Here is a 17,674-nt window from a genome sequence, read left to right on the forward strand (position 1 = left end):
AGTGCACAGAAGAGAAGTCAGGGAACTTCCCGTTCTGTCCATCCTTGGGCATGCAGTCAAGTAATGATCGTCCCCACGGGGGCGGGGGCGGTCCCGAGAACACGTCCGGGAACCACGATGGCCAGGACCCGCCGCCCGAGGACATGAGGTACCGCGACCCCTGGTACGACGCGCTGGCCGCAGGCTGGGGCGAGGGGGACGGCACCGGCGTCCCTGCCGCGCCCGTGCCGGCCGCCCGGCGCGAGGGCCAGGCCGGAGGGCGCGTCGGCGCGGCGGCCGAGGTGTACCTCGAGGTGCAGCGCAGCGCCGCGTTCCAGGAGGTGCGCAGCCGGTACCGGAGGTTCGTGGTGCCGGCGGTCGCGGTCTTCTTCGCCTGGTACGTGGCGTACGTGGTGACCGCGACGGCCGCGCCCGGTTTCATGGCGCGGCCGGTGGCGGGCGCGGTGAACGTGGCGATGATCGCGGGGCTCGGGCAGTTCCTCACCACCTTCCTCTTCACCTGGGCCTACGCCCGGCACGCGCGGCTCCGCCGGGACCGGGCCGCGCTCGAACTGCGCTGGGACACGCAGGAACTGACGCGCGGAGTGCAGGGCGGTGCGTCATGAGCGGCAACCATCAGACCCTGGCGCTTTTGCTGTTCAGCGTGTTCGTCGCGGTCACGCTGGCGATCACGACCTGGGTGAGCCGCCGCCGGCACGGCTCGGCGGAGGAGTTCTACGCGGGCGGTCGGCTTTTCTCGCCCATGGAGAATGGTTTTGCCATCGCGGGTGACTATGCATCGGCCGCCTCCTTCCTGGGCGTCCCCGGGCTGATCGCGCTCTTCGGCTACGACGGCGTGCTGTACGTGGTGGGCTTCCTCGTCGCCTGGCTGGTCGTGCTGTTCCTCGTCGCCGAACTCGTTCGCAACTGCGGACGGTTCACGCTCGCCGACGTGGTCGCGTCGCGGATGAGCGAACGACCGGTGCGGATCGCGGCGGGAACCTCCTCGGTCACCGTGTCCGTTCTGTATCTGGTGGCGCAGATGGTGGGCGCGGGCAGCCTGGTGGCACTGCTTCTCGGCCGGACGGGCGGGGCGGCTCAGGCCTGGACCGTCATCGGCGTCGGTGCGCTGATGGTCATCTATGTGTCGCTGGGAGGGATGCGGGCCACCACGTGGATCCAGATCGTCAAGGCCGTCCTGCTGCTGGGCGGCACCGTCGTCCTGACCGTGCAGGTCATGGTCCGCTTCCACGGCGACCTGGACCGGTTGCTGCTCACCGCGGCCGAGCGCAGCGGCCGCGGGGACGCCTTCCTGGCTCCCGGACTGAAGTACGGCGGCGACTGGACCGCGCGCCTGGACTTCATCAGCCTCGGGCTCGCACTGGTGCTCGGCACCGCTGGGCTGCCGCACATCCTGTCCCGCTTCTACACCGTGCCGACCGCGCGGGCCGCCCGGCGCTCGGTGATCTGGTCCATCGGGCTGATCGGCGGCTTCTACCTGATGACGATCGTCCTCGGCTTCGGCGCGGCCGCGATCGTCGGCCCGCAGGCGGTACGGGGGGCGAACGCGGCCGGGAACACCGCGGTTCCGCTGCTGGCCCTGGATCTGGGCGGCGGCGCGGACTCCACGGGCGGCACGGTTCTGTTCGCGGTGGTCGCCGCCGTCGCCTTCGCCACGATCCTCGCGGTGGTCGCCGGCATCACGCTCGCCTCCTCGGCGTCGGTGGCCCATGACCTGTACGCGTCGCTGCGGCGCCGTGGCACCCGGCAGCGCAGTGAGGTCGCCGTGGCACGCGTAGCGGCGGTCGGCATCGGTGCGGTCGCGATCGCCCTCGGCCTGCTCGCCCGTGACCTCAACGTCGCCTTCCTGGTCGGTCTCGCCTTCGCCGTCGCCGCCTCCGCGAACCTGCCGGTGCTGCTGTACTCGCTGTTCTGGCGCGGTTTCACCACCCGCGGCGCGGTGTGGGCCGTATACGGCGGGCTGGTCCCCGCCCTCGGGCTCGTCGTGCTCTCCCCGGTGGTCTCCGGCAGCCCCGACTCTCTCTTCCCGGGGGTCGACTTCCAGTACTTCCCGCTGCAGAACCCCGGCATCGTCTCGGTTCCGCTCGGTTTTCTCGCCGGGTGGCTCGGCACCGTCACCTCCGCCGAACTGCCGGACGAGGCCAAGCACGCGGAGACGGAGGTGCGGTCGCTCACCGGGGCGGGAGCCGCGTAGCGGCGGCCGCCCCACGGTCGTGGTGGCCCACCATTCCCCGGCGGGCAGGGCTACGGCGCCACCCACGCGTAGCGGTGCTCGGGTCGCCCCGTGTCGCCGTACTTGAGGGAGAGACGCAGCCGCCCGGCCTGCTCCAGATGGCGCAGGTAGCGCTGGGCCGTGGAGCGGCTCAGACCGGTCCTGGCGGCCACCTCGTGGGCCGACAGGGGCCGGCCGGCGTGGTGCAGGACGCCGCAGATCAGATCGGTCGTCGGTTCCGAGTGGCCGCTGGGCAGGCCGGGGGACGGAGGCGCGGGCGTGGTCCGCAGCGCCCCGAAGATCCGGTCCACCTGCTCCTGCCCGGCGACGCCGTGGCCGCCGACACGGTCGACGGTGCGGCGCAGGGCGGCGTAGGAGTCCAGTCGGGTGCGCAGAGCGGCGAAGGTGAAGGGTTTGACCAGGTAGTGCAGCGCGCCCAGGCGCATCGCCTGCTGCACGGTCGCCACGTCGCCGGCCGCCGTGATCATGATGACGTCGGTGCCGAGACCCTGTTCCCGCATCCGGTGGACCAGCTCCAGGCCCGTCCGGTCGGGCAGATAGTGGTCGAGCAGCACCAGGTCGACACCCCCGCGCTGTACGGCGGCCAGTGCCTGCGCGGCATTGTGCGCGCGGGCGGTCACCCGGAAGCCGGGAACCTTTCCCACGTATTTGGCGTTTATCTCAGCGACACGGAAGTCGTCGTCGACCACCAGCACGTCAATCATCGGGCCTCTTTCTCCCAAGGCCAGGCGAGCGTTGAGCCCGTGTTTCGGCTCCGTTGTTGTAGCGCGAGCAAAATGAGCACAACAGGTCCTTGCGAGCAAAAGAACGGCTTGCGCTCAGAAGACTGCTGCTGTGGCAGGGGCCACATCTACCGTCCCGGGCCATGAGCGCAGACACCAGCCCCGCCATCGAGCTGCGGGGCGCGAGCAAGACGTTCAGGACCCCGTCCGGGGGCCTGCACACGGCCGTGAGGGATCTCGACCTCACCGTGCGGCGCGGCGAGTTCGTGGCCGTGGTCGGCCCCACCGGCTGCGGGAAGTCGACCACGCTGACCCTGGTCAGCGGCCTGGAAGAGCCCACCGAGGGTGAGGTGCTGGTGGCCGGCGAGCCGGTTCGCGGCGTCGGCGGCAAGGTCGGCTTCGTCTTCCAGCAGGACGCCACCTTCCCCTGGCGCACGGTGCTGTCCAACGTGATGGCGGGGCCGCGCTTCCGCGGCGTGCCGAAGGCCGAGGCGAAGGAGAAGGCGCGCGCCTGGCTGGCCCGGGTCGGCCTCGCCGCCTTCGAGGACCGCTACCCGCACCAGCTCTCCGGCGGTCAGCGCAAGCGCGTCGCCCTCGCCGCCACCTTCGTCAACGACCCCGAGATCCTGCTGATGGACGAGCCCTTCTCGGCGCTCGACGTCCAGACCCGGGCACTGATGTCCGACGAACTCCTCGAACTGTGGGAGGGCACCGGCGCCTCCGTCGTCTTCGTCACCCACGACCTGGAGGAGGCCATCGCGCTGGCCGACAGGGTCGTCGTGATGACGGCCGGTCCCGCGACCGTGAAGCAGATCTTCGACATCGACCTGCCGCGCCCGCGCAAGGTCGAACAGGTGCGCCTGGAGTCGCACTTCATCGAGATCTACCGCGAGATCTGGGAGTCCCTCGGCGAAGAGGTCCGGATCACCCGTGAGAGGGGCGCCGCCCATGTCGCCTGAAGTCCTGAGCACGCCGGTCGTCGACACGGCCAAGACTCCCGGCCGCGCACACTCCCGGGCCCGTGCCGCCCGACGGCGCAAGGCGGTCGTCACCTCCGCCCGCGCCCTGCTCCTGGTGGCCGTGCTCGGTCTGTGGGAGGCGCTCTCCCGGGCCAGGCTCATCGATCCGTTCAACTTCTCGATGCCCTCCCAGATCTGGGACCAGATCTGGACCTGGATCACCCACGGCACCGCCCTCGGTTCGCTGGGCGAGCAGATCTGGTACACGCTCTACGAGGCGCTGCTCGGCTGGGTGTTCGGTGTGGTGGCCGGCGTGGTCCTCGGCATCGCGCTCGGACGCATCACGTTCCTCGCCGACGTCCTCGGCCCCTACATCAAGGTGCTCAACTCCATACCGAGGATCGTCCTCGCCCCGATCTTCGTGATCTGGTTCGGGCTCGGACCGGCCTCCAAGGTCGCCTCCGCCGTGGTCCTCGTCTTCTTCCCGGTGTTCTTCAACGCCTTCCAGGGCGCCCGCGAGGTCGACCGCAACCTGGTGGCCAACGCCAGGATCCTCGGTGCGGGCGACCGCAGGGTGACGCTTCAGGTGGTCATCCCGTCCGCGACCTCGTGGATCTTCACCAGCCTCCACGTCAGCTTCGGCTTCGCCCTCATCGGCGCCATCGTCGGCGAGTACATCGGCGCCACCAAGGGCATCGGCCTGCTCGTCGCGCAGTCCCAGGGGACCTTCAACGCGGCCGGTGTGTATGCCGCGATGGTCATCCTCGCCGCGGTCGCGCTCGTCGCCGAGGGGCTGCTCACCTTCGCCGAGAGCCGCATCTTCCGCTGGAAGCCGGCGGACTCCGGGCACTGAACCGCGCCCGCCGCCGCCCGGCAGCTCTCCGCCGACAGTTCCGGGCCCGACAGTTTCCTTTCTCCCGCACAGCCCTCTCACAAGGACGTGAACCGCCATGCGCAAGTCCGCCAGATTCGCCGCGACGGCCGCCGCCGGCCTGCTCGCCCTGTCCTCCCTCACCGCATGCGCCAACGACGCGGCCAGTTCGACGGCCGACACCGGCAGCGGCGGGGGCGGCGGCAAGGGCGAGCACGTCAAGATCATGGTGGGCGGCCTGGACAAGGTCATCTACCTGCCCGCGATGCTCACCCGGCGCCTCGGCTACTTCACCGGCGAGGGGCTGGACGTCCAGCTGCTGAGCGAACCCGCCGGAGTCCAGGCCGAGACCGCGCTCGTCTCCGGCCAGGTCCAGGGCGCCGTCGGCTTCTACGACCACACCCTCGACCTGCAGGTCAAGGGCAAGTCGGTCGAGTCCGTGGTTCAGTTCTCGCATGCGCCCGGTGAGGTGGAGGTCGTCTCCAGCAAGGCTGCGGGCACCGTCACTTCACCGAAGGACTTCAAGGGCAGGAAGCTCGGCATCACCGGCCTCGGATCCTCGACCGACTTCCTCACCAAGTACCTCGCGGTCAAGAACGGCGTGAAGGTCGGCGACTTCACCCCGGTCGCCGTCGGTGCCGGACCGACCTTCATCTCCGCCCTCCAGAAGGGCTCCATCGACGGCGGTATGACGACCGACCCGACCGTGGCGACGATCCTCGACAAGAAGGTGGGCAAGGTCCTCCTCGACATGCGCACGCCCGAAGGTTCGCAGCAGGCGCTCGGCGGCCCGTACCCGTCGTCCAGCCTGTACATGCAGACGGACTGGGTCAACGGCCACAAGGAGACCGTCCAGAAGCTGGCCAATGCATTCGTCAAGACGCTCAAGTGGATGTCCACCCACAGCGCGTCCGAGATCGCCGCCAAGATGCCCGCCGACTACTCCCAGGGCAACAAGACGCTCTACGCGGAGGCGATCAAGAGCACGCTGCCGATGTTCACCAAGGACGGCGTCATGCCGGCGGGCGGACCGCAGACCGTCGAGAAGGTCCTCAAGGCGTTCAACCCCGACATCAAGAACGCCAAGGTGGACGTGAGCAAGACGTACACCACCGAGTTCGTCGAGAAGGCCACCGGCTGACATCCGTATACAAGGGGGGACACGGTCTCTTCCCCCGCCCCACGAGCCGTGTCCTCAGGCGCGGGCCGCCCACACGTAACGGTGTTCAGGGCGGCCCGCGTCGCCGTACTTGAGGGTCAGCCGGGCCCGTCCCGTGCGCTCCAGGAGCTTCAGATAGCGCTGGGCGGTCTGCCGGCTCACCCCCGTCCGGTCGGCGATCTCCTGGGCCGACAGGGGCCCTTCGGCCTTCATCAGGCACTGGCGGACGAGTTCGGCGGTGGCCGGGGAGTGCCCCTTGGGCAGCTCGGGTTCCGACGGCGCGGACAGCGCGCCGAAGATCCGGTCCACCTCGGCCTGTCCGGCCTCGCCGCCGCCGTCCAGGGTGCGGCGCAGCCGCGCGTACGCCTCCAGCTTCGTCCGCAGCCCCGCGAAGGAGAACGGCTTGACCAGGTACTGCAGCGCTCCGTGCCGCATGGCCGCCTGCACGGTCGCCACGTCCCGGGCCGCGGTCACCATGATCACGTCGGTCCGGTGGCCGCGGCGGCGCATCTCCTGGACGACCGCCAGCCCCGTCTCGTCGGGCAGGTAGTGGTCCATGAGGACCAGGTCGAGACGCGGCAGCGTCTCCAGCCGGCGCAGCGCCCCGGCCGCGCTGTGCGCCTCGCCCGCGACATGGAAGCCCGGCACCTTCTCGACGTAGGCCGCGTTGACCCGTGCGACCCGGGTGTCGTCGTCCACGACGAGGACCTCGATCATCGCGGTTCCTCCTCGGCGGCCATCTCGGCGGCGGCTTCGGCGGCGGGGAGGGCCGGCTCCAGGTCCGCGGCCGCGAGCTCGGGCTCGGCGAGCGCCTCGGGCAGCACGACCGTGAACTCCGCGCCGCCGCCGCGCGCCTCGCCCACCGTCACCCTTCCGCCCTGCCGTTCGGCGAGCCTGCGCACGAGGGACAGGCCGATACCGCGCCTGCCGTGCGCCGGCGGCTGCTTGGTGGACCATCCTTCCGTGAAGATCAGATCGCGCCGGTCGGCCGGGATCCCGGGCCCGGTGTCGCGCACCCTGAGGACGGCGGTGCGTCCCTCGGCGCGCAGTTCGACCTCCACGCGCGCGTGCGGCGTCGCCGCGACGGCGTCCAGCGCGTTGTCGACCAGGTTGCCGACCACGGTCACCAGGCCCCTGGGGTCGACCAGCCGGTCCGGCAGCCATGTCCGGTCCGAGACCCACAGCGCGACACCGCGCTCGGCCGCGACGGTCGCCTTGCCGACCAGCAGCGCGGCCAGCAGCGGGTCCTGGATCTTCTCCGTGACCTGCTCGGCCGTGGCCCGGTGGTCGCCGACGACCTCCCCGACGAACTCGACGGCGTCGTCGTACATCTCCAGCTCCAGCAGCCCGAGCAGCGTGTGCATGCGGTTGGCGTGCTCGTGGTCCTGCGCGCGCAGGGCGTCGATCAGGCCGCGTGTCGAGTCCAGCTCCCGGCCAAGCTGCTCCAGCTCGGTGCGGTCGCGCAGGGTGGCGACCGCACCCCCGTCGTCGGTGGGCATGCGGTTGGCGACCAGGACGCGCTGCCCGCGCACGGTGAGCAGGTCCGTGCCCGTCACCCGGCCGGCCAGCACATCGGTCGTACGGCCCTCCCCGAGCGCCGTGTCGAGGGACCGGCCGACCGCTTCGTCGCCGATGCCGAGCAGCCGCCGCGCCTCGTCGTTGAGCAGCCTGATGCGGCCGCCGCGGTCGAGGGCCACGACCCCCTCACGGATGCCGTGCAGCATCGCCTCGCGCTCGGCGAGCAGGGCGGCGATGTCCGAGAAGGCCAGGTCCCTGGTCTGCCGCTGCACCCGCCGGGCGATCAGCCAGGCGGCCAGCGCGCCGACGGCCAGGGCGCCGCCCGCGTAGGCGAGCAGGCCCGGGATGGCGCTGATCAGCCTGGCGCGGACATTGTCGTAGGCGATGCCGACCGAGACCGCCCCGATGATGTGGTGGCCGGTGTCGTACAGCGGCACCTTGCCGCGGGCCGAGCGGCCCAGGGTGCCGGTGTCGATCTGCATGACCTCGTGGCCCGCCAGGGCCGGTTTGGGATCCGTCGAGACGGTCTTCCCGATCTGCTCCGGATCGGTGTGCGACCAGCGCACACCCCGCACGTCCATCACCACGATGTACTCGGCGTGTGTGGCCAGCCGGATCCGCTCCGCCTCCCGCTGCACGGGCCCGTCGACGGTGGGGGCGGTGTTCTGCAGGTCCCGGGCGATCCGCCGGTCCTTGGCGGTGGTCTCGGCGATGGCGAGGGCGCGGCGCATCGCCTGGTCGTCGAGCTGATGACTGAGCGGCGCGAGGAACAGCCCGGTGGCCAGAACGGTGACTCCCGCGGCGATCGCCAGCTGCATCAGCAGTACCTGCGAGAAGACCCGCCGCGGCAGACCCAGGCGCCGGCGGCGTGCGGGGGCAGTGGGGCTCATGCCCACGACGGTACGTGGGCGGGCAGGACCGCCCCAGGGGTGTGGTGTGCATCTCTTGGCCCACTCTCGGGGAACCGGAGCTGCCCGGTGCCGTGGCGCCCCGGCGGCAGTCGCGGCGGTCGCGGCCCGCACGGGCCAGGCCGCCGCCGAGTCGGCTCGCGCCTCGCCGTCAGCAGGCGAGCCGGGTCGCCGTCAGTTCGTGGACGGCCAGCACGTCCATGTGCGCCGGCCCGCCGAGGACCGCCGTACCGCAGCTCTCCGGGCGGGGCGGTGCAGCCGCGTCCTGCGCGACGGTCACGTGCCACCGGCGGCCGTCGGCGTGCGCGACGGTCACCTGCCAGCGGGGCGCGGCACCGTCGGTGCGCACGACGGCCAGCGCGTCCGCGCGGTACTCGGCCGCCGCCTTCCGCACGGCCAGCTCAGCGGCCTGTCCGGGCCGTTCCCAGGCGGTACGGCCCCGGCACCCCTCCAGGACCACCCGGCTCTGCCGCACGCCGTGCAGGGCGTCCTTGACGGCGTGCGCCTCCGCCCTGCCGTACGCGTATCCGTACGGCAGGACGAGCAGCGTCGGCGAGAAGCGATGGCCGCCGAGGTGCGTGACCTCCCAGACGCCGCGGACCCCCAAGGCGGCGAGTTCGGCCGCGAGGGGCCGGCCCAGGAGGGCGCAGCACCTGTCGCGCTTGCCGTTGGTGCACACGAGCGCGAGCGGGTCCCCCGTGTGGGGACCGCCCCGCAGGGCCGCGTCGAAGGTGTGGTGGTCGCCGCCGCCCAGTGCGGCGAAGTCGAGGTCCAGCAGGTGTTCCGGATCGGAGGTCACGGCGCTGTGCAGCCATGCGTTCCCCGGAAGGGTGTGGGCCGCGTACACGTGCCGGACGGAGGGAGCGGAGGGGGTACGGCAGTCGGCGTGCCGCCCCGGGCGGCGGATGAGCGCGATCCGGACGCCGGTGCCCCGCGCGGCCCGCTCCAGGGCACGGCCGAGGGCGGGGTCCAGATGGCTCGAAGTGAGCGCCTTGGCACCCCAGGGACCGGGCTGTTCGAGGAGCAGCCATGTCGTCGCCGTGACCGCGGTGGCGGCCATCGGCTCGTCGAGCTGCCGGGAGACGGTCGAGCACGTACTCACACAGGTGAGCCTAACCTGACTGCAGCCGGAGCGGCTTCCGGCCGTCGGAGTGATCTGCTCCCGGGGCCGCTACGACTGCGGCTCGGGGAGTGGCTGAGGGGGCCGTGGACCGACGTACTGGCCGCTCGGGCGCATGCGCAGGGGGCGTTCGCCGTACTCCTCCAGGGCGTGGGCGATCCAGCCGGCGGTCCGGGCCACGGCGAAGATCGTCTCGCCCGCCGTCGACGGCATGCCGGAGGAGGCCGTGAGCACGGCCAGGGCGAGGTCGACGTTTGCGTGCAGCGGGGCGTGGCGCGCCGTGGTCGCCACGATGTCGCGGGCCGCGGCGAGGGCCGGCGCGGCGCGCGGGATCTCCTCCAGCAGCGCGAAGAGGGCACGCGCGCGCGGGTCCTCGCCGGAGTAGAGGCGGTGGCCGAGTCCCGGGATGCGGCGGCCGTCGCGCAGTTCGTCGGCGATCACGGGCCCCGCGGAGCCCCGGTCGAGCACCTCCAGGAGCAGCCGGTGCGCGAGCCCGCTGGCCGCGCCGTGCAATGGCCCCTCGATCACGCCGAGTCCGGCGGACACGGCGGCATAGGCGTGCGCGCGGGCGGAGGCGGCGACGCGCACGGCGAGCGTCGAGGCGGCCAGGTCGTGGTCGACGAGCAGTGCGAGGGCGGTGTCCAGGACGCGCAGTGACGCCTCGTCGGGGGCGCGGCCGGTCAGCCGCGCCCACAGCCGGTGGGCCAGCGGGCCCCGGTCGCGGTGGCCGCGCGGCACCGGCGGCAGCGCGGCGACGAGGGTCGGGATAAGGATGCGGGCCGTGCCGAGCACGGCGTCCTCCGACAGGTCGAAGCGCAGCGGGTCCGCGGCCGCGGCGGCGATCGCGGCGACCCGCAGCCGGTCGGTGGGCCCGGCGTGCTCGGGCAGGGCGTCGACCGCGCGGCGGGCCACGGCGACGGAGGCGCCGGGCGCGGTGAAGGCGGCGCCGGGGCGCAACCGCCCGGTCCACAGCCACTCGGCGACCTCCTCGTAGGTGTGCCGGGCGGCCAGTTCGGTCGCGTCCACACCGCGGAAGTAGTAGCGGTCCCTGTCGATGAGCGTGATGCGGGTCCGCACCGACAGCTCGCCGCCGGAGCCCGAACCGCCGCCGGCCTCGCGCCGGTTGCGGCGGGCGAGCGTCTCGACCTCCTTGGCGTCGAAGGTGCTGCCCCGCCCGCCCGGTTCGCGGCGGCTGCTCAGCTGCCCGCGACTGACGTACGCGTACACGGTCTCGGGCTTCACACCTAGCAGTTCGGCGGTCTCCTTGGTGCTCAGCCGCCGTTCCGCGGGGCCGGCGGGGGGTTCTTGATCGCGCATGACGCTCACCGTATCTGTCTGGTGTTCATACAGGTCAGAACGTTGATTCAATCAATATTGACAGCCCTGTAGTCAAGCATGGACAGTCGAATCAAGTCCAGGGAGGAAACATGTCCGTCAGCAGGGCCGCAGCCACTCTTGTCGACGCACCGCGGGGACTCGCGGGAGTCGTGGTCACCGACACCCGAATCGGTGATGTCCGGGGGCTCGAGGGCTTCTACCACTACCGCCAGTACTCGGCTGTCGAACTCGCGCAGACCCGCGGCTTCGAGGACGTCTGGCACCTTCTGGTCCACGGGGAACTGCCGGACGCGCCACGCAGCGCCGCCTTCGCGGCCACGACCGCCGCGCTGCGCCGGCTGCCCGAGGAGGTCCGCGCGGCGCTGCCGGCCATCGCGGCGGCGAGCGCAGGGTCCGGGCCGCTCGCCGGTATGCGCACGGCGCTCTCGCTGCTGGGCACGGCGAAGGGCTTCCGTCCGGTGTACGACACCGACGCCGAGCAGCGGCGGCAGGACGCTCTGGTGGCGTGCGCGGCCGTACCCACCCTTCTCACCGCGCTGCACCGGCTGGGGAGGGGGCTGGAGCCCGTCGAACCGTGCGAGGACCTGTCGTACGCGGCCAACTACCTGTACATGCTGACGGGTTCCGAGCCGGACCCCGAGCGGGCCCGGGCCGTCGAGCAGTACTTGATCTCCACCATTGATCACGGATTCAATGCGTCAACCTTCACGGCACGGGTCATCGCATCGACCGGAGCGGATGTGGCGGCGTGCCTGGTGGGTGCGGTCGGCGCACTGTCGGGGCCCTTGCACGGAGGCGCGCCGAGCAGGGCGCTGGACACCCTGGACGCCATCGGCACGCCCGACCGCATCGATCCCTGGATCAGGAGACGCGTCCTCGCCGGCGACCGGATCATGGGCTTCGGCCACGCGATCTACCGTACCGAGGACCCCCGTTCCCGCATGCTGCGTGAGACGGCCCGGCGGTTCGGCGGCCCGCGCGTCGACTTCGCGGTCGAGGTCGAGCGCCGGGTGGAGGCCATCCTCGCCGAACTGAAGCCCGGCCGCGAACTCCACACCAACGTCGAGTTCTACGCCGGCGTGGTCATGGAACTCTGCGGCCTGCCCCGCGAGATGTTCACCCCGACCTTCGCCGCGGCGCGTGTGGTCGGCTGGAGCGCGAACATCCTGGAGCAGGCCGAGGACTCGAAGATCATCCGGCCGGTGGCACGGTATGTGGGACCTCGGGCACCGGTGGCGGTGCCGCGGGCGGCCTGATCCGGCCCGGGCCCGGCACCACGAAGGTGCCGGGCTGCACGGGCGCACCGACTGGCCCGCCACACGGGGGCGCCGACTGGCCGGCCGCACGGGTGTGCCGGCCTGTGTGAGGGCCTTGTTCGCTGGGGCCCCATTCACTCGGACCCGCCGCGCTCGTCAGGCGTCGGGGATGTCCGCCTTGGCTCGCACCAGCGTCTCTCGTGTGATGACCACGATGCGCTCGTAGCCGGCTCGTGCGGCGTCGGACGGAAGCTCGGGGTCGAGTTCCGCGGTCGCCTCGCGCCCAATGACAGCGAAGTCGCCGTTGCTGAGCTCGAAGATGTCGGGGCACGTCTGGCCGGTGGCGCTGCCGCGCTCCCGGGGAGAGGCCCCGACACGTCGCACGATCTTCACCGAGAGATACCGCCTTACAGGCTCGAAGGGATGGATTTCCTCCGAGCCCGGCTTCTCCGAACTGGTGTCTGATCGGAGTGATCTCTCTCCGAGCGCAGGGGTGTTCGTCGGAGTGCCCGGAGAGGGCCAGGCGACAAGATATCGACTCCGGTGCGTGTGTTGCGTCAGTTCTCACTCGGCGATTGAGTGAAATCCGGCGAGCGGTCTTGACGATGTGAACATACCGAGGGGATGGCCCCTTTTTCCGCCGTGCGTCCTGTGTGCGGCGTAAGGGCGGCATGTTCCCTGCGGGAGCCCGCACTTACGCCGGCTCGTCCGGCGGCTCGCCCACGACCCACCACTCGTCGGAGTCGGAATCGGCGAGTTCCTGGATCAGATCGTCCATCATCCGCCCCAGCGCGTACTCCTCCGATGTCCCGGGCAGGCTCTCGCGGTGATGCCGGGTCGCTTCCCAGTACTCGCGGAACACTGCGTTCTGCCCCATGACTCGCAAGTGACCGTAGAGCTCTGCCCGGGACATCACCCCGATCCGGTGGAAATACAGCGCATTGATGTAGAGAGCGTTCGCGAAGAGGAACTGACGCTGCTTCTCGAGAGGTATCTCGCTCTCGTAGGTGTCGAGGACCGCGGTCAGTGCGGGATCGTCCATCGCTTTGCAGAGCAGGTCGAAATGGAGCCGGTGCTGTTCGGTGAGAGCGACTCTGCGTCGGTGACGCGATCCCGGTGCGGAGATGGAATCGGTAACGGCAGCGAAGCCTGCTTTGACTGCCGAAACGATCCTCCGTACTCCTGAACTCTGTGTGGCCATGTCAACCCCCGATCCAGGCGGCCGTCCGCCGGTCGTCGGGGCATGGGTCGGGTGACGGGTACCGGCGAGCGGTGGGCGGCGCTTGCCGTCTCCCAGGGTGCCGAACGGCTCTGATCGGCGGGGAGGCGGAGAGGAGGCGCACAGAGGGAAGCGAGGGTCGCACAGTCCGGCGCCATGTCCATCGTCTGCCCCACAACTGCTGCTAACAATCGTTCACTTCATCGGGATTCCTGCGGCTCGTATCCTGGGGCGGCATTCAATCTTCGTACGTGCACCGTGGACGTGAGCCGGTGCACGCGTCGGCGTGAGAGAGGTCGCACGGTGAGTCAGCCGAGCCCGGGTCCGGGGCCGAGTCCGAGCACGAGCGCCCACACGCGCCCCGGTACGAGCACACCCCAGATCCCGGTCGTCGTGCTCGCCGGATTCCTCGGCTCCGGCAAGACCACGCTCCTCAACCACCTCCTCCACCGAAGCGGCGGCAGCCGCATCGGCGCGATCGTCAACGACTTCGGCACCATCGAGATCGACGCCATGGCCGTCGCGGGCGCACTCGGGGACTCCACCGTCTCCCTCGGCAACGGGTGTCTGTGCTGTGCGGTCGACGCGAGCGAGCTCGATCTGTATCTCGAACGGCTGACCGGCCCCGCCGCCGGTGTCGACGTCGTCGTCATCGAGGCCAGCGGGCTCGCCGAGCCCCAGGAACTCGTCCGTATGGTGCTGGCCAGCGAGAACCCCAGGGTCGTCTACGGCGGGCTCGTCGAGGTGGTCGACGCCGCCGAGTTCGACGACACCCGGGCGAGGCATCCCGAGATCGACCGGCATCTCGCGCTCGCCGACCTCGTCGTCGTCAACAAGGTCGACCGGGCCGACGGCGGCGAACGGGTCCTCGGGCTCGTCCGCTCCCTCGCCGACCGGGCCGCCGTCGTACCGGCCTCCTACGGGCGTGTCGACCCCGGGTTCCTCTTCGACTGCAGGCCGGGCGAGGAGCGCGTCGGACAGCTGTCCTTCGACGACCTGAACGTACGCCGCGAGGCCGACGGGCCCGGCGAACACGACGGTCATGACGGTCACGCCGGGCATCCGCACGCCCGTTACGACAGTCTCTCCTTCGTCTCCGGAGCGCCGCTCGATCCACGCCGGCTGATGCGTTTCCTCGACAGCCGGCCCGATGGGCTGTACCGGATCAAGGGGTACGTCGACTTCGGCCCCCACGACCCCCGCAACCGCTACCTCGTGCACGCGGTCGGACGGTTCCTGCGCTTCTACCCCGAGCCCTGGCCGGCCGGTGAGCCCCGTCCCACCCAGCTCGTGCTCATCGGGTCCGGCATCGATGCCCCGGCCCTCGCCCAGGAACTGGAGGCGTGCAAGGACGACGCCCCACACGCCGACGAGCACGGAATGTGGGGCGTCCTGCGCTACGTACGAAGCCCCGGGGAACCGGACCCCGAGGATTCTCCGGTCTAGGCCGGCCCCGCGACCGTCGCCACCGTCTTGGGCAGTGACACGCCCGATCCGTCGCGACGCGGGTCGACGTCGGGGAGCTCGGCGGGGTTGCCGTTCTTCTGGGCGGCCCGGGCCGGGGTGGGCCCGGCCCAGGCGAAGGACAGGCAGTCCTCGCCCTTCAGGAACCGCTGGCAGCGGACGCCCCCGGTGGCCCGGCCCTTGCGGGGGTACTGGTCGAAGGGGGTCACCTTGGCCGTCGTCTGGACGGAGTCGTCCAGGGTGCCGCGCGAACCGGCGACCGTGAAGACGACGGCGTCCACGGCCGGGTCGACGGCCGTGAACGAGATGACCTTGGCACCCTCGGCGAGCTTGATGCCCGCCATGCCGCCGGCCGCCCGGCCCTGCGGGCGGACCTGGGAGGCCTGGTAGCGCAGCAGCTGGGCATCGTCGGTGATGAAGACCAGGTCCTCCTCACCGGTGCGCAGCTCGGCCGCGCCGACGATCCGGTCGCCCTCCTTGAGGGTGATGACCTCCAACTCCTCCTTGTTGGACGGGTAGTCGGGGACCACCCGCTTGACGACACCCTGTTCGGTGCCCAGCGCGAGGCCCGGCGACGACTCGTCCAGGGTGGTCAGGCAGACCACCGTCTCGTCGTCCACCAGGGACACGAACTCCGCCAGCGGCGCGCCGCCGGAGAGGTTCGGCGCCGATGCCGTCTCCGGCAACTGGGGCAGGTCGACGACGTTCACCCGGAGCAGGCGGCCGGCGGACGTCACCACGCCGACCTCGCCGCGGGCCGTCGCCGGAACCGCCGAGACGATCACGTCGTGCTTGTGCCGCTTGCCGTCCGTGTCGTGCGGGAACGGATCGACGCTCGCCGTGCGGGCCAGCAGACCCGTCGAGGACAGCAGGACCCGGCACGGGTCGTCCGCCACCTGCAGCGGCACCGCGGCGGCCGGGACGGCGCCCGCCTCCAGGAGCAGCGTGCGCCGCGGATTGCCGAACTTCTTGGCAACCGCGGCCAGTTCGGCCGAGACCAGCTTGCGCAGCTCGGCGTCCGACTCCAGGATCCCGGTCAGCTCCGCGATCTCCGCGGTGAGCCTCTCCTTCTCCGACTCCAGCTCGATGCGGTCGTACTTGGTCAGGCGGCGAAGCGGCGTGTCGAGGATGTACTGCGTCTGGACCTCGCTCAGCGAGAAGCGTTCCATCAGGCGCTGCTTGGCCTGCGCGGAGTTCTCACTGGCACGGATCAGCCGGATGACCTCGTCGATGTCCACCAGCGCGGTGAGCAGGCCCTCCACCAGGTGCAGCCGGTCGCGCCGCTTGCCGCGGCGGTACTCGCTGCGGCGCCGCACGACGTCGAAGCGGTGGTCGAGATAGACCTCCAGGAGCTCCTTCAGGCCCAGCGTCAGGGGCTGGCCGTCGACCAGCGCGACGTTGTTGATGCCGAAGGACTCCTCCATCGGCGTCAGCTTGTAGAGCTGCTCCAGGACGGCCTCGGGTACGAAGCCGTTCTTGATCTCGATGACCAGGCGCAGTCCGTGCTGGCGGTCGGTGAGGTCCTTCACGTCGGCGATGCCCTGGATCTTCTTCGAACCCACCAGGTCCTTGATCTTGGCGATCACCTTCTCCGGGCCGACGGTGAACGGCAGCTCGGTGACGACCAGGCCCTTGCGGCGGGCCGTCACGGTCTCCACCGAGACCGTCGCACGGATCTTGAAGGTGCCTCTGCCCGTCTCGTAGGCGTCCCTGATCCCGGACAGGCCGACGATCCGGCCGCCGGTGGGCAGGTCGGGGCCCGGGACGTGCTTCATCAGCGCGTCCAGGTCCGCGTTCGGGTAACGGATCAGATGGCGGGCGGCCGCGACGACCTCGCCGAGGTTGTGCGGCGGCATGTTCGTGGCCATGCCCACGGCGATGCCCGACGAGCCGTTGACCAGCAGGTTGGGAAAGGCGGCGGGCAGGGCCACCGGCTCCTGCTCCTGGCCGTCGTAGTTGGGCGCGAAGTCGACCGTGTCCTCGTCGATCGACTCGGTCATCAGGCTCGTCGCCTCGGCCATACGGCACTCGGTGTACCGCATGGCGGCGGGCGGGTCGTCGTTGCCCAGCGAGCCGAAGTTGCCGTGGCCGTCGACCAGGGGGACGCGCATCGAGAAGGGCTGGGCCAGGCGCACCAGGGCGTCGTAGATCGACGCGTCGCCGTGCGGGTGCAGCTTGCCCATGACCTCGCCGACGACGCGGGCGCACTTCACATAGCCCCGGTCGGGGCGCAGGCCCATCTCGTTCATCTGGTAGACGATGCGGCGGTGCACCGGCTTGAGGCCGTCCCGGGCGTCCGGCAGGGCGCGGGAGTAGATGACCGAGTACGCGTACTCGAGGAAGGAGCCCTGCATCTCGTCGACGACGTCGATGTCGAGGATCTTCTCCTCGTACGGGTCGTCGGGCGGCGGGGTCTTCGTGCTGCGGCGGGCCATCGCTGCCGGCTCCTTGCTGAAGCGTGTGACGGGATCTGACGCGCACCATTGTGGACCGCGCGACTGACAACGCGGACCAGGACCCGTCACCGGCGGCTCTCACCTGCCGCTCCGGGCCCCCTGACACGCCCGCGCCGCCCTGCCCCGCCCCGGTTCGCGCCGCCCCGCCCCGGTTCGCGCCGCCCCGGTCCGCCCTGCCCAGCGTCCGGCCGCGCAGGAGGGTTACCACTGCTGGGGCGTCCGCCCCCGGCGCGCCTTCGGACGGACCCGCGGTCTTCGCCCTCCCGGGCGAACGCGGTGTTCGCTCCGCGGAGTGACTTCCCTTTGTCCGGAGCGGGCTTGGGACGGGCCGTGATGTTCCCGCGGGCCTGGCGCCGGTGCCCAGGAGGCCGGGGACGTGCGTGCCGGGGTGTGCCGTGCTGGACCGTTCAGTTCTCCGCCCGGGCGCCTTCGGACGCATCCGCGTCCCGTC

The 17,674-nt window shown here is 71.1% G+C and carries 15 protein-coding genes; 7 read left to right on the forward strand and 8 right to left on the reverse strand.

The features are described from left to right. Positions 1 to 50: 50 nt before the first annotated feature. Positions 51 to 605, forward strand: a complete 555-nt coding sequence (locus ACH4UM_RS23130) for a DUF485 domain-containing protein (protein ID WP_398182323.1) — start codon at positions 51 to 53, stop codon at positions 603 to 605. After that, positions 602 to 2,194, forward strand: a complete 1,593-nt coding sequence (locus tag ACH4UM_RS23135; RefSeq protein ID WP_398182326.1) for a cation acetate symporter — start codon at positions 602 to 604, stop codon at positions 2,192 to 2,194. Before ACH4UM_RS23130 ends, ACH4UM_RS23135 begins: the two co-directional genes overlap by 4 nt. Positions 2,195 to 2,244: 50 nt before the next feature. Here the strand turns inward: ACH4UM_RS23135 and ACH4UM_RS23140 are convergent, their stop codons facing one another. Next, positions 2,245 to 2,937, reverse strand: a complete 693-nt coding sequence (locus ACH4UM_RS23140; RefSeq protein WP_398182329.1) for a response regulator — start codon at positions 2,935 to 2,937, stop codon at positions 2,245 to 2,247. Between the two features lie 161 nt (positions 2,938 to 3,098). On the opposite strand from ACH4UM_RS23140, the gene ACH4UM_RS23145 reads away from it, so the two are divergent. The 3 genes from ACH4UM_RS23145 (at position 3,099) to ACH4UM_RS23155 (ending at position 5,926) form a co-directional block, all read left to right on the forward strand. Beyond that, positions 3,099 to 3,914: an ABC transporter ATP-binding protein gene (locus tag ACH4UM_RS23145; RefSeq protein ID WP_398182332.1), complete on the forward strand. Its 816-nt coding sequence runs from the start codon at positions 3,099 to 3,101 to the stop codon at positions 3,912 to 3,914. Then, the gene (locus ACH4UM_RS23150; protein ID WP_398182335.1) at positions 3,904 to 4,767 is read left to right on the forward strand and encodes an ABC transporter permease; all 864 of its coding nucleotides are present in this window, start codon (positions 3,904 to 3,906) and stop codon (positions 4,765 to 4,767) included. Before ACH4UM_RS23145 ends, ACH4UM_RS23150 begins: the two co-directional genes overlap by 11 nt. 97 nt (positions 4,768 to 4,864) lie before the next feature. Then, complete coding sequence (locus tag ACH4UM_RS23155; protein WP_398182338.1) at positions 4,865 to 5,926, forward strand: ABC transporter substrate-binding protein; 1,062 nt, start codon at positions 4,865 to 4,867, stop codon at positions 5,924 to 5,926. Positions 5,927 to 5,980: 54 nt separating this feature from the next. On the opposite strand, the gene ACH4UM_RS23160 is transcribed toward ACH4UM_RS23155, so the two are convergent. The 4 genes from ACH4UM_RS23160 to ACH4UM_RS23175 all read right to left on the reverse strand — a co-directional run bounded on the left by ACH4UM_RS23160 (position 5,981) and on the right by ACH4UM_RS23175 (position 10,807). Further along, positions 5,981 to 6,661, reverse strand: a complete 681-nt coding sequence (locus tag ACH4UM_RS23160; protein WP_398182341.1) for a response regulator — start codon at positions 6,659 to 6,661, stop codon at positions 5,981 to 5,983. Further along, on the reverse strand, positions 6,658 to 8,352 hold the full coding sequence (locus tag ACH4UM_RS23165; RefSeq protein WP_398182344.1) for an ATP-binding protein: 1,695 nt from the start codon (positions 8,350 to 8,352) through the stop codon (positions 6,658 to 6,660). The genes ACH4UM_RS23160 and ACH4UM_RS23165 overlap by 4 nt, the downstream gene beginning before the upstream one ends. Before the next feature lie 169 nt (positions 8,353 to 8,521). Then, complete coding sequence (locus tag ACH4UM_RS23170) at positions 8,522 to 9,472, reverse strand: sucrase ferredoxin (RefSeq protein WP_398182347.1); 951 nt, start codon at positions 9,470 to 9,472, stop codon at positions 8,522 to 8,524. 69 nt (positions 9,473 to 9,541) lie between these two features. Continuing rightward, positions 9,542 to 10,807, reverse strand: a complete 1,266-nt coding sequence (locus ACH4UM_RS23175) for a citrate/2-methylcitrate synthase (protein ID WP_398182350.1) — start codon at positions 10,805 to 10,807, stop codon at positions 9,542 to 9,544. A 110-nt stretch (positions 10,808 to 10,917) separates the two neighbouring features. Between ACH4UM_RS23175 and ACH4UM_RS23180 the strand changes: the two genes are divergently transcribed. After that, positions 10,918 to 12,084 carry a citrate synthase/methylcitrate synthase gene (locus ACH4UM_RS23180; RefSeq protein WP_398182353.1) on the forward strand — a complete coding sequence of 389 codons (1,167 nt, stop codon included), beginning with the start codon at positions 10,918 to 10,920 and terminating at the stop codon, positions 12,082 to 12,084. A 156-nt stretch (positions 12,085 to 12,240) separates the two neighbouring features. Here ACH4UM_RS23180 and ACH4UM_RS23185 read toward each other — a convergent pair whose 3' ends face one another. Beyond that, entirely contained in the window at positions 12,241 to 12,477 is a 237-nt protein-coding gene (locus ACH4UM_RS23185) for a hypothetical protein (protein ID WP_398182356.1), read from the reverse strand. Positions 12,478 to 12,778: 301 nt separating this feature from the next. Further along, positions 12,779 to 13,285: a DUF6082 family protein gene (locus tag ACH4UM_RS23190; RefSeq protein ID WP_398182359.1), complete on the reverse strand. Its 507-nt coding sequence runs from the start codon at positions 13,283 to 13,285 to the stop codon at positions 12,779 to 12,781. Between the two features lie 321 nt (positions 13,286 to 13,606). Between ACH4UM_RS23190 and ACH4UM_RS23195 the strand changes: the two genes are divergently transcribed. Beyond that, the gene (locus tag ACH4UM_RS23195; protein ID WP_398182362.1) at positions 13,607 to 14,749 is read left to right on the forward strand and encodes a CobW family GTP-binding protein; all 1,143 of its coding nucleotides are present in this window, start codon (positions 13,607 to 13,609) and stop codon (positions 14,747 to 14,749) included. Here ACH4UM_RS23195 and ACH4UM_RS23200 read toward each other — a convergent pair. Then, positions 14,746 to 17,202, reverse strand: a complete 2,457-nt coding sequence (locus ACH4UM_RS23200) for a DNA topoisomerase (ATP-hydrolyzing) subunit A (protein WP_398182364.1) — start codon at positions 17,200 to 17,202, stop codon at positions 14,746 to 14,748. The genes ACH4UM_RS23195 and ACH4UM_RS23200 overlap by 4 nt on opposite strands. Positions 17,203 to 17,674: the final 472 nt, after the last annotated feature.

Source organism: Streptomyces sp. NPDC020801, from assembly GCF_044334385.1.
Classification (GTDB): domain Bacteria; phylum Actinomycetota; class Actinomycetes; order Streptomycetales; family Streptomycetaceae; genus Streptomyces.